Here is a 12,367-nt window from a genome sequence, read left to right as displayed (position 1 = left end):
ATTCGTACATTTGTCCCATGTCCAAAAAATTGCTCCAACATATTAATAATCCGGTTGATTTGCGAAAACTAGACGTCGCTCAATTGCCTGAAGTGGCGAAGGAGTTACGCGAGTTTATCATTGATATTGTTGCAGTAAAAGAAGGACATCTTGGTGCCAGTTTAGGTGTAGTCGAATTGACGATTGCTTTGCATTATGTTTTTGATACGCCCAATGATTTACTCGTTTGGGATGTTGGCCATCAAGCTTACGGACATAAAATTTTGACAGAACGCAGAAAAAAATTCGATACCAATAGACAGCTTGGCGGACTTTCAGGTTTCCCTAAACGCAGCGAAAGTGTTTATGATACTTTTGGCGTAGGCCATTCTTCTACGGCAATTTCTGCGGCTTTGGGCATGGCGATTGCGTCCCAATTGAAAGGCGAAAACAAACACCATATTGCGGTAGTTGGCGATGCTTCAATTGCGAGCGGAATGGCGTTTGAAGGTTTGAATCATGCCGGCGTGACCGATGTAGATTTGTTAGTGATTTTAAATGACAATGCTATCGGAATTGACCCAAGTGTCGGCGCTTTGAAAAACTATTTGACCACCGTTAAAGAAGGCAAAAACCCTAAGCAGAACAACATGATTAAATCGCTGAATTTTAATTATTCGGGTCCGATTGACGGTCATGATTTACCTGCCTTAATCAAAGAATTAGAACGACTCAAAAAAGTAAAAGGACCCAAGTTTTTACACATCATAACCACCAAAGGCAAAGGGTTACAAAAAGCCGAAGAAGACCAAGTAAAGTATCACGCACCGGGGAAATTTGATGCGGCTACTGGAGAAATTCACAAGAAATCAGAAGAGCATTTGCCTCCGAAATTCCAAGATGTATTTGGACTAACCTTAGTAGAATTGGCGAAAGCCAACCCAAAAATCATTGGTATCACGCCTGCAATGCCAAGCGGAAGCTCGATGAAATTTATGATGGACGCTTTTCCGAAACGCGCTTTTGATGTTGGTATTGCTGAGCAACATGCCGTTACGCTTTCCGCCGGAATGGCGACACAAGGCATGGTCGTTTTTTGCAACATTTATTCGACTTTTTTACAACGCGCTTATGACCAAGTGATCCACGATGTGGCTTTGCAAAACCTGCCGGTGATTTTTTGTTTGGACCGAGCGGGATTGGTTGGTGAAGACGGTGCGACACATCACGGGGTTTTTGACATTGCCTATTTGCGTTGTATTCCGAATATGATGATTTATGCGCCTAAAGATGAAATTGATTTACAAAACATACTTTATACCGCTTCATTAGGATTGAAGCATCCGATTGCGATTCGTTATCCACGTGGTCGTGGGAAAAATGCGGATTGGAAATTCCCTAGCGATTTTCAAAAAATGGAACTTCGGAAAGCGCAGAAGTTGAAAAAAGGCAAAAAAGTGGCGATTCTTTCAACAGGAACCATCGCTTATAATGTTACTGCAGCTTTGGCTGAAATAGAAGATGACGGTCATTTTGCACACTATCATTTTGGGTTTGTCAAACCTTTAGACGAAAAGAAACTACACAAAATCTGTGATAAATTCTCCACTATTATTACTGTGGAAGATGGCGTGACAACCGGAGGATTTGGTAGCTCAATCCTAGAATTTGCGGCCAAAAACGATTATGTCAACGAAATTTTCCTTTGTGGCGTTCCCGATTATTTTATCGAACACGGTACAGTGGATGAACTCCAACAATTTTGCAATATTGATGTGGATGGTTTGAAATCGCTTTTTTCTACTTTATTGGAAGAAGAGGAAGAGGATTAAGCCGTAACAATCTTATTCAACTCCACCGCTTTTCCGTCGGTTAGCATTGAGATGTAATGGCAAATGTGGAGCAATCTTTCGTAGAGACTTTCTTTTTCCAAATGGTGTTTTTCGGGTAGAATCTTCATTAATAACTTATCGTAATTTGTGGCTTTTCCGTCATAGGTATTGTTGTACGCCGTGATGAATTTGTCCAACAAATTATTGATGATTTGGTAACCCGACAATTCTTTTTCGATGACTTCTCGACTTTGGTAAATGTTCTTTACGCTGAGTTTGATGATATCGTCCATTTGGGCTTTGTACTTGCTTTTATCAGTCAGGGCAAAATGGAATTCGCCTTTAAGAATGGCTTCTTCGTTTTCGATAAACACGCGAACGGCATCGTTGATTAAGTTGCCAATCGCCAACGCACGCAAATAACTGATTCGGTCTTCTTTGGTGGTTAACGTTTGGTATTTCGCCGCATCGATGGTGTCTTTTACCAATTTGATTAAATATTCCAACGCATAATCTTCGGAAACTAAACCTAAATTAATGCCGTCTTCAAAATCGATAATCGTGTAGCAAATATCATCGGCAGCTTCGACTAAAAACGCTAACGGATGTCTTTCATAACCCACATCTTCATCGGTTTTATTTGAAATCATGCCTAATTCTTCGGCAACTTCTTTGAAAAAAGCGACATCTGATTGGAAGAAACCATATTTTTTATCGGCTATATTTTTAGTGGGTTTTTTAGGCAGACTTTCCTTTGGGTATTTGGTAAAAGCGCCAAGCGTGGCATAAGACAACCGCAAACTGCCTTCAATTCCGGGACGCGAACTTGTTAAGACCGAAAACCCATTGGCATTGCCTTCAAAATCGACTAAATCTTGCCATTGTTTTGGCGTTAACTGGTCTTTGTATTGTTGGCCTTTACCAATCGCAAAATACTCACCGATGGCTTTTTCACCTGAATGTCCGAATGGCGGATTGCCAATGTCGTGTGCCAAGGCTGCAGCGGCGACAATCGCTCCGAAATCGTTCATGTGGTACCCGTGGATTTCTTTGAGATATGGGTATTTTTCAATGATTTTTTTACCGACTAATCTTCCGATGGAACGACCAACGACTGAAACTTCTAAACTGTGCGTCAAACGTGTGTGAACGAAATCGGTTTTAGATAACGGAATGACTTGGGTTTTATCTTGTAAACTGCGGAAAGCCGACGAAAAGATAATACGGTCATAATCGACTTCAAAGCCCAGACGCGTGTCATCTTGTTCGATGCGCAATCTTTTGCCGGTATCGCCTTGGCGTTTTAGAGATAAAAGTTGTTCCCAGGTCATATAATATTAAATTTTAGATTTTAAATATCAGATATTAGTCTCTCAAAAATACAGTTTAATTTAGACTTTTCTTCATGCAGACACTGTTTTCCACGCCGATGTATTGCCCAAAGTTTTCTGTGATTTCGTAGCCTAGCTTTTGGTACAAACCGATAGCATCTTTTTGCAGGTAACCGGTTTCGAGTATAGAGAATTTATAGCCTTCTTCTTTGGCCCAAAGTTCCAGTTCGGTTAAAATGGTTTTGGCGATACCTTTGCCACGGTATTCAGGTAATGTGTACATGCGTTTGATTTCGGCGGTTTGGGAGTTGTATTCTTTGTAAGCACCAATGCCAACCGCTACATCATTTTCATAACAAATCAAGGCGTTTTTGAGCAAATTGCTTTTATTAAATTGGGCATAAAATTCGTGGTCATCGCCATCGAGAATTCGCAAATAAGCATCGAGTTGGATGACTAAATCCCCGAAATCTTTATTATCAGAAGTGGTTCTAACAATGGATGTCATCTTATTCTTCGTTAGGGTTTGATTTTGAACTATAAAACAATCGTTTTTCTTCTTCAAGCCTTCTTTTGTCTACCACAAAGGTTTTTGAAATACGGTCGTGCCAGCCTTGAGCTGACGATCCCATAAAGAATGATATTACGAATGGCAACCAAATAAGTGGAATCAATCGACTGAGTGAACGAACTAAAATTTTCTCATGATTAGGTTTTTCTCCGTTTTCATCGACAACCATGGTTTGGGTCACTAATTTGCCAACCGTACGCGCTGTAAATATTTCAAAAAAATTATAGTAAAATAGGGCAATACAAGCCGTAAAAGTATATTGCAGCAACATGCTTTTCTCAAAATTGACTATAAAATCCTTGTTCCCATTGGCTTCCGCATTGGCTACAAAGAAACCCAAAACAACAACCAACAAAGCAACCTGCATTATGGTGTCGACCAGCAAATTCAAAAACCTTTGTCCGTGAGAAGCCAAAATTTCTTCGGTTACCAAGAATGGTTTTCGTACATTTTGTTCCATAATGGTTACTCCTTTTGGTTGGCCAAAAAGAAATTTCTCGATTTCTTTGGGTATTGATTGTAACTCTTATCACTTGGGTTGGCAATCACCGTTTTGATATTGATTTCGTCTCCGAGTTTGAAACTCGCTTCGGTGTATTTATAATCCAATAAATATTCGCCACAGAAATAATTGCCGTTTTCGTCTTTTTCTATGATGCCGGTGTAAACCCCTTTTTTTTCTTTTGACATGATGCTTTTATTAATATTTCCAAAAGTAGTTAAAATGAAAACAGCTATCAAATTGACAGCTGCTTTTCTATATTCTTTATTCTATTCTCTAATTACGACCCACACATTTCGCAATCATCACCACCATTTGCGGCAGCGGCTCTGGCTTGTTCTACCATGGCGGCGAAATCTTCGGCGGTCATTTCTCCGGTTTCGTTTGGTGCTATTACTTCAACGCCTACTGCTTCCGGTTCAGATAAGATTGGTTCGGCTTTTTTGTCGTTGTTCAAAGTAAACTTGATTGCATCCACCGCAGCTTTAGTTCTTAGGTAATACATACCGGTTTTCAAGCCGCTTTTCCAAGCGTAGAAGTGCATTGACGTTAGTTTCGCATAGTTGGCATCTTGCATAAACAAGTTCAACGATTGTGACTGGTCAATAAAATAACCTCTGTGTCTTGACATATCGATAATGTCTTTCATTGACATTTCCCAAACGGTTTTGTACAGTTCTTTTAAGTCTTCCGGAATTCTGTCGATGCCTTGAACTGAACCATTGTTGCGCATGATTTCTTGTTTCAAGGTTTCGTCCCACAAACCTCTTTCTACTAAGTCCATCAACAAGTGTTTGTTGACTACGATGAATTCTCCCGACAATACACGACGCGTGTAAATGTTAGAAGTGTAAGGTTCGAATGCTTCGTTGTTTCCAAGGATTTGTGACGTAGAAGCGGTTGGCATTGGCGCTACCAATAATGAGTTTCTAACACCATGTTTTACCACTTCTTTGCGCAAGCTTGCCCAATCCCATCGGCCTGATAATTCTTCGTCTTTAATGTTCCAAAGGTTGTGTTGGAACAAACCTTCCGAAATTGGCGAGCCTTTAAAGCTTGAGTATGGTCCTTCTTCTTTGGCCATTTCCATAGATGCGGTTACGGCGGCGAAGTATAAGGTTTCGAATATTTCTTGGTTCAATTGTTTCGCCTCATCGCTGGTGAACGGCATTCTCAATAAGATGAAGGCATCGGCCAAACCTTGTACGCCTAATCCAACCGGACGGTGACGCATGTTAGAGTTTTCGGCTTCTTTTACCGGATAGTAATTTCGGTCGATTACTTTATTTAAGTTGCGGGTTACGCGTTTGGTTACGTTGAATAACAATTCGTGGTCGAATTTGTTGTTGTTGACAAACATTGGCAACGAGATTGAAGCCAAGTTACACACTGCAATTTCGTCTTCCGAAGTGAATTCCATGATTTCGGTACACAAGTTAGACGAACGAATGGTTCCCAAATTCTTTTGGTTCGATTTTCTGTTCGCGGCATCTTTGTACAACATGTATGGTGTTCCGGTTTCGATTTGTGATTCGAGAATTTTCTCCCAAAGTTCACGTGCTTTAACCGTTTTTCTTCCTTTTCCTTGTGCTTCGTAAGAAGTGTACATCGCTTCGAATTCGTCACCGTAAACGTCGCATAATCCCGGACATTCATTTGGACACATTAAGGTCCAATCCGCATTTTCTTCTACGCGTTTCATGAACAAATCGGATGTCCACATGGCGAAGAACAAATCACGCGCACGCATTTCTTCTTTTCCGGTGTTCTTTTTCAAGTCGAGGAATTCGAAGATATCGGCATGCCAAGTTTCTAAGTAAATGGCGAAACTTCCTTTTCTTTTTCCGCCGCCTTGGTCAACGTAACGCGCTGTGTCATTGAATACACGTAGCATTGGAACAATTCCGTTGGAAGTTCCGTTTGTGCCTCTGATATAAGAACCTGTGGCGCGAACATTGTGAATTGATAAACCGATTCCGCCTGCTGATTGCGAAATTTTCGCGGTGTTCTTTAACGTGTCGTAAATACCATCGATACTGTCATCTTTCATCGATAACAAGAAACAAGATGACATTTGTGGTTTTGGTGTTCCGGCGTTGAATAACGTTGGTGTGGCGTGGGTAAAGAATTTTTTCGACATTAAGTCGTAAGTTTCGATTACCGAATCTAAGTCGTTTAAGTGAATTCCAACCGACACACGCATTAACATGTGTTGCGGACGTTCTACGATTTTACCGTTAATTTTCAATAAATACGAACGCTCTAGGGTTTTGAACCCAAAGTAGTCGTAGTTGAAATCGCGGTTGTATATGATGTGTGAGTTTAAAAACTCGGCATTTTCCTGAATAACTTGGTGAACCTCATCTGAAAGCAATGGTGCTTGTTGGTTGGTTCTTGGATTAACGTAATGGTACATTTCATTCATCGTTTCCGAGAATGATTTGTTGGTGTTTTTATGTAAGTTGGAAATAGCAATACGAGCGGCTAATTGTGCATAATCCGGGTGCGTTACAGTCATAGAGGCAGCGGTTTCAGCGGCTAGGTTATCTAATTCTGAGGTGGTTACTCCGTCATACAAACCTTCGATAACTTTCATCGCTACTTTTACAGCGTCTACCAATTCATTTAAACCATAGCATAGTTTTTTAATTCTATCTGTGATTTTGTCAAACATTACCGGTTCTTTGTGACCGTCTCTTTTTACTACGTACATAAAATTTTGTTTTGTGAAATAGGGAATCCCTTCGCTACTTCGAGTTACTTGTTTTGTTTTTGTTAATCCCTTAACTTCCTATGAAACTTTCGCTTCACAGAAAATTTCAAAAAAAATTTGAAATATTTTTAAAAATCAGCGTCGAAGCTAATTTTTTGGTCATCGGTATCTTTTGACATTACGCCGGCTTTTTGGTATTCGGCCACGCGTTTTTCAAAGAAATTGGTTTTTCCTTGTAGCGAAATCATGTCCATGAAATCGAAAGGATTATTAGAATTGTAGACTCTTTTGCAACCTAATTCTACAAGTAATCTGTCGGCTACAAACTCTAAGTATTGCGTCATTAAATTGGCGTTCATCCCGATTAAACTTACCGGAAGTGATTCCGTAATAAATTCTCTTTCGATAGTCAAAGCGTCGGTGATAATTTCGGTGATTCTGGCTTTGGATACTTTGTTTACCAAATGGTGGTTGTGTAAATGCACGGCGAAATCACAGTGAACACCTTCATCACGCGAAATCAATTCGTTTGAGAAAGTCAAGCCCGGCATTAAACCGCGTTTTTTCAACCAGAAAATCGAACAGAATGCGCCTGAAAAGAAAATACCTTCTACGGCTGCAAAAGCGATTAATCTTTCGGCGAAGGAATCGGAACTAATCCATTTCATAGCCCAATCGGCTTTTTTCTTTACGGCCGGAAATACGTCAATGGCGTTGAACAATTGGTTTTTTTCGGCTTCGTCTTTTACGTAAGTATCAATTAAAAGCGAATAAGTTTCGCTGTGGATGTTTTCCATCATGATTTGGAAACCATAGAAAAACTTGGCTTCCGGATATTGTACTTCGTTTACGAAGTTTTCGGCTAAATTCTCGTTTACGATTCCGTCAGAAGCCGCAAAGAAAGCCAAAATGTGTTTAATGAAATACTTTTCATCACCACTCAATTTGTTATTCCAGTCTGATAAATCTTGGTGCAAGTCGATTTCCTCGGCTGTCCAAAAACTGGCTTCCATTTTTTTGTACCAATCCCAAATATCATGGTGTTTGATTGGGAAAATAACAAAGCGGTTTTTGTTTTCTTGTAATATTGGTTCGATAGCAGCCATTTTGAAATTATTATTTTGATTGTTGGGGAGATTTTATCTAAAATCTGTCTGTTACAAAGATTGTCAAACCAAACGGAAAATGAAAGTCAAACTTATTCACAATCGGCTCTAGTTTTTAACAAATCTGTGTTTTGTTTAACCTTTTTGGATAATTTTTAACTAATTGATTTACAGTTCTTTAATTTTTTAAAAAACGTCAAAAACCCCTAAAACAAAGGAAGTTAAGAATTTACTGATAGCGGTTTTTTAACATACAACCTCTTCTGAAAAATAATTTTTTGGCATAAAAAAAGAGCGGTTTTTCCGTTGAAAAAACCGCTCTCTGCAAAGTGTACATTTATTTCTTATTTGTCTTCCGAAATATAGGTTTTATTACCATTAGAGTTAATATAATACTTTCCTCCTCTTGGCCCGGTATACACTTTTTTACCGTTATAGGTTCCGGTTACCTTGTCTTTATTCTTTTTGGGTGCTTTTTCATTGGACACTCTTTCTTTTACCGTTTTTTTGGCTTTTGCCTCTGATTTATTGGCAGCGGCTTTGGCTTTTCCGGCGGCTGATCTTTCTTGTCCTCTTGCTGAAGCGTTATTCGATTTTGATTTATAGCGTTTGTCAACGGTACCATCTTTCTTTAATGGCGCATTGGCTTTTTTATAGCGTTCGTCAGGTGTTCCGTCTTTTTTCAATTTAACGCCTAAAGTTTCTTTTGCTTTGGTTGTTTTAACGGCTTCGGTGACTTTTGGCTTTGTTGTTTTTTCTTGCGCCTTGGTCTTTTTAACCGCATCGGTGATTTTTACTTCCTGAGCAAAAATGGTGTTGGAAAAAACAAACATCATACACAATAAAATTACTTTTTTCATAATGCTTAATTTATTAGTTTATTGATTTAAAATTACAAAAAAAATTAAAACAAAAACCGTTCCACTTAAAAAAAGGCTCTCAATTGCACATTCCCGGTATGGATGGTTTGACTGGTTTCTGTTTTTCTGCCTTGGTAGTTGATGTTGATGTCTAAAAATTGGGTCAAATTCTTTTGCAGCAACAATCTCCAGGTTAAATTCTTGCCCGGTTGTAATCCTTCTAACATTTGGAAAGCCACGGGCAATAAGGCATTACCAAGAAATTTATTGTCATATAAAGAAAACTCACCATTCATGGTAAACTTCTTTTCGCTGGCAAAAGAGAATGAAGTGCCGAAGCGACTTTGCTTCAATTGCTCTGAATTACCGATTTGATTTTCTTTGTTTTGGTATTCGAAGAAAATATCCCAACTGGCATTTTTATTGAACAGATAAGAGATTTTAGGATTGACTTGGTAAGCTTTGACTTCAAAATTTTTGGCGACATAATTTTCAGAGAAAAGTGCAGTCTTTGTAGTTTTGGTACCCAAATTAAACAACCAAGTTTTTTTGACCAGATGCGTGTACTGCAATTGATGCGATTTGTTTTCGCTTTCTTGCGAGCCTACTGAAAGCAAGGTTTGAAGCTCGTTTTGGGTAAAAGTATAAGTCGTTGAATGCCTTTGTTTGCCTCGATTGTAAAACAAACTATTTCGGAAACTAGTATTCAATCCCAATAAATTTTCATCGTCTTTGGAAAACGGATTTAAATCGAAATTGTCTCCGTTTCGGCGAATTTTTCGCTCTATTAAAAAAGAAGTTTGATTGTAGAAATGGGACAGCGCTTTTTTAAAACCCTTTGCATTTTGCCATTGTATCGGATTTAAAGTCAGTGATTGTGAAAATTTATTTTGGTGGGTTTTGACAAAAATCTGATTGGGTAAAAATATCCGAACATACCGCGCTTGGTCAGGAAACGGAGCGATTTCAAACTCTTGAAGTTCCTGAATGCCATTGCCGTTGTAGTCAATCCAAGTGTAAACGCCTTGTCCGGGTTCGACTTCCAGATAAGTGAATTCTTGTTGGGCAATCGTTCCCGAAGTAGTTTCATAAGCCGTTGTAACTTGGGCAAATTGTTTAAAAAATTGGTCGTTGTATAACAATCTTGAATTTAATGACGGTTCATTTCCGCGAATAGCATCTTCAAATTTTAAGTTTCTGTAGTTAACAAATAAAGACAAGTTGGTTTTGTCATTTTGAATCAATCTCGATTTCAAATAATAGGATTGTGAAGTGTTTACCTTTTGCAATAAACCATTTTGCAAACTGTCGTTCGCGCGTTGCAAATAGCCCAATTCGACAAAAACCTTAGTGCTATCGCCACGACCGACAAAAGCTCCATATTCGGTAAATCTTTGGCTTAAAGCTGACAATTGATTTGTTGTGACCAATCTTTCTTTGTTGTCTTCCAAACGCAAACTACCGCCAATCCAGTTCTTTTTGAAATGATAGCGCGCTTGTGATTGGTTTCGAATAAAAGTTGACTTCGCATAATCGCCATCGCTATTTAAAATACTGGTGTTTTGCAATAAATTCCAATCTTTGAGTTTAAAAAACCCATTCACCAAATGACGATTACCGACAAAGCTTTGGGAGAAATCCAATTTTTCAAATTGATAAGTCAGCTTTCCTTTTTCCGGTAATGTAAAGTCCAATCCGTTAATAATTAAACTCTGATTGCCTTTGAAAGTAGTCAAATTCCAATCTCGGTTAAACTCAATATTGAACAAACGCTCAATCGTTCTGAAATCTTCCTGTACAAATTGGTAATTGCCAAACGCATCGATTTGCCATTTTTTACTAAACAACCTTTGTTTAAAATTCAGTTTTCCGGCTACACCTTTATTATTAGCATCGTCAAGGGAAGAAAAAAGGTTTTGGTCGTTATTGCTTACGCCGATTTCAAAATCAACCAACGTTTTTTCATTCGGATTGTATTTTCCTAAAACCGTTGCAATTTGGATTTTCGTTGGAGCAACTAATCTTGTAATCGGTTCGTAATTTCCTTGTGGTATTCCGGCTATTGGCTCAACATATTGGTAAATTTTGCCAATGGCCGCCGTGTTACTTAAAATATAATTGCCCAAATTGTTTCCAACTAAAGTAAACCTGACATTGTACAATTCATCCTCGGGATTATTCGAATATTCAAAAACTTCAACTGTATTAACGAAGACTTTTTTGTACAAAATTTTATTCTCAGAATACGTATCCAAATACGCTGACGGCGCATTCATTAGGTTGACATTGTCGCCGGCATTCGCCAAAACACTGACTTGTTCGGGTGACAAGCTTTGTTGCAACGGTTGGTTTTTGACATCATTTTCAGAATAGAGATATCCGCCTAAACTCCAATTTTTCGAAGTATAATTGGCGCCGCCGTAAGTCACAAATCGGGTATAACTTCTATCGGAATATTGGTATTCGATGACGATTCGCATTTCGGAAGTAATCGGAAATAATGACGTAAACGTGATTTCTCCGGCATTGTAATCGATGATGTAATCGTTGTTTTCGCCGCGTTTTTTCAAAATACCGTTGACATAAACGCGTTCCGATCCCGAAATCACCAAGACATACAATTCGCCATTATTGCCTCTTAATTTATACGGACCTTGATTGCCTTCTTGTCCGGTGAACGCACTTTTGGCATATTGTCCGCGAACCAAGGCTGCGGCTGCAAAAATTTCGGTTTTGTTTTCTTCGCCGCCAAATGTGAATCTCGTAGACAATCCTTGTACTTTTTTGTTGAAATTCAGAAACCGCGATTGTCGGTTTTCAAGAAATAAATCTCCGGCGCGGATGTTCCATTTGTCGGTAAATAATTCGATGAAGATTTGGTCAAACTCATCCAGCTTTTGCGAATATCCATTGTCCTGTAAAGGAATATTTGAATCCTGAATCGAAGCCCGAAGCGAGACTCTATCTGAAATTTTTCCGGTGATTTGCAAATCGAGATTAGACGTTACTGAAGCATTTTGATTGTTGCCGACGGTGACGCCACGAGTGATACTTCCGGAAGTGTTTAAACCTTCAAACGGTACAAACTTTTTGACCGAACGATCAATTTTATAAAGATTGCCGGCTTCGTTGGGTACAATTTTACTTTGGTCATAAATGCTGTAAGTTTTGGTAAGATGCTCAGGATATTTAAAATACCGAATGGTCAAACTGTCTGTGGAAATGAAACCATTTTTGAAAAACAATTTCCCGGTTTTAAAATCGACTTTGTAGAAAGCAGTGTCTATTTCTTTGCCTTCACGATTCAGCAATTTGAAAAAACTCGGGCTGATGCTAACTTTTTCAATAGCAATCGTGTCTTTGGAAACGGCAACTTTTTTAGTTTGGTACAACGATTTGATTTCCTGAGCCGAAAGACAGGAAAAACCGAGAAGTATCAATAATAATAGCCCTTTTTTAAACATATCATTTAT

9 protein-coding genes are annotated in these 12,367 nt (G+C 38.8%); 1 reads left to right on the top strand and 8 read right to left on the bottom strand.

Annotation, left to right across the window (positions count from 1 at the left end; translation table 11 throughout):
• The first annotated feature begins 17 nt into the window (after positions 1-17).
• A complete protein-coding gene (locus ACK4HO_RS01800; RefSeq protein ID WP_409661842.1) occupies positions 18-1,811 on the top strand; it encodes a 1-deoxy-D-xylulose-5-phosphate synthase in 1,794 nt (597 codons plus the stop codon).
• On the opposite strand, the gene ACK4HO_RS01795 is transcribed toward ACK4HO_RS01800, so the two are convergent.
• The 8 genes from ACK4HO_RS01795 to ACK4HO_RS01760 all read right to left on the bottom strand — a co-directional run bounded on the left by ACK4HO_RS01795 (position 1,808) and on the right by ACK4HO_RS01760 (position 12,358).
• Positions 1,808-3,142 (bottom strand): deoxyguanosinetriphosphate triphosphohydrolase, encoded by a 1,335-nt coding sequence (locus ACK4HO_RS01795; protein ID WP_409661717.1) that lies wholly within the window; start codon positions 3,140-3,142, stop codon positions 1,808-1,810. The two genes, ACK4HO_RS01800 and ACK4HO_RS01795, sit on opposite strands and share 4 nt — an antisense overlap.
• 55 nt (positions 3,143-3,197) lie before the next feature.
• Positions 3,198-3,650, bottom strand: coding sequence for a GNAT family N-acetyltransferase (locus ACK4HO_RS01790; RefSeq protein WP_409661714.1), 453 nt, complete (start codon positions 3,648-3,650; stop codon positions 3,198-3,200).
• A gap of 1 nt (position 3,651) precedes the next feature.
• Positions 3,652-4,173 (bottom strand): RDD family protein, encoded by a 522-nt coding sequence (locus ACK4HO_RS01785; protein WP_409661711.1) that lies wholly within the window; start codon positions 4,171-4,173, stop codon positions 3,652-3,654.
• 5 nt (positions 4,174-4,178) lie between these two features.
• On the bottom strand, positions 4,179-4,403 hold the full coding sequence (locus tag ACK4HO_RS01780) for a hypothetical protein (RefSeq protein ID WP_409661709.1): 225 nt from the start codon (positions 4,401-4,403) through the stop codon (positions 4,179-4,181).
• Between the two features lie 92 nt (positions 4,404-4,495).
• On the bottom strand, positions 4,496-6,928 hold the full coding sequence (locus ACK4HO_RS01775) for a ribonucleoside-diphosphate reductase subunit alpha (RefSeq protein ID WP_409661706.1): 2,433 nt from the start codon (positions 6,926-6,928) through the stop codon (positions 4,496-4,498).
• A gap of 128 nt (positions 6,929-7,056) precedes the next feature.
• On the bottom strand, positions 7,057-8,034 hold the full coding sequence (locus tag ACK4HO_RS01770; protein ID WP_409661703.1) for a ribonucleotide-diphosphate reductase subunit beta: 978 nt from the start codon (positions 8,032-8,034) through the stop codon (positions 7,057-7,059).
• A 344-nt stretch (positions 8,035-8,378) separates the two neighbouring features.
• Positions 8,379-8,894, bottom strand: a complete 516-nt coding sequence (locus ACK4HO_RS01765; protein ID WP_409661701.1) for a hypothetical protein — start codon at positions 8,892-8,894, stop codon at positions 8,379-8,381.
• A gap of 65 nt (positions 8,895-8,959) precedes the next feature.
• The gene (locus ACK4HO_RS01760; RefSeq protein ID WP_409661698.1) at positions 8,960-12,358 is read right to left on the bottom strand and encodes a hypothetical protein; all 3,399 of its coding nucleotides are present in this window, start codon (positions 12,356-12,358) and stop codon (positions 8,960-8,962) included.
• Between the last annotated feature and the right edge of the window lie 9 nt (positions 12,359-12,367).

Origin of the sequence: Flavobacterium sp., from assembly GCF_046296355.1 — a bacterium.
Lineage (GTDB): Bacteria > Bacteroidota > Bacteroidia > Flavobacteriales > Flavobacteriaceae > Flavobacterium.
The sequence above is the reverse complement of the archived record's forward strand: the minus strand, read 5'-3'. Positions and strand labels throughout refer to the sequence as shown.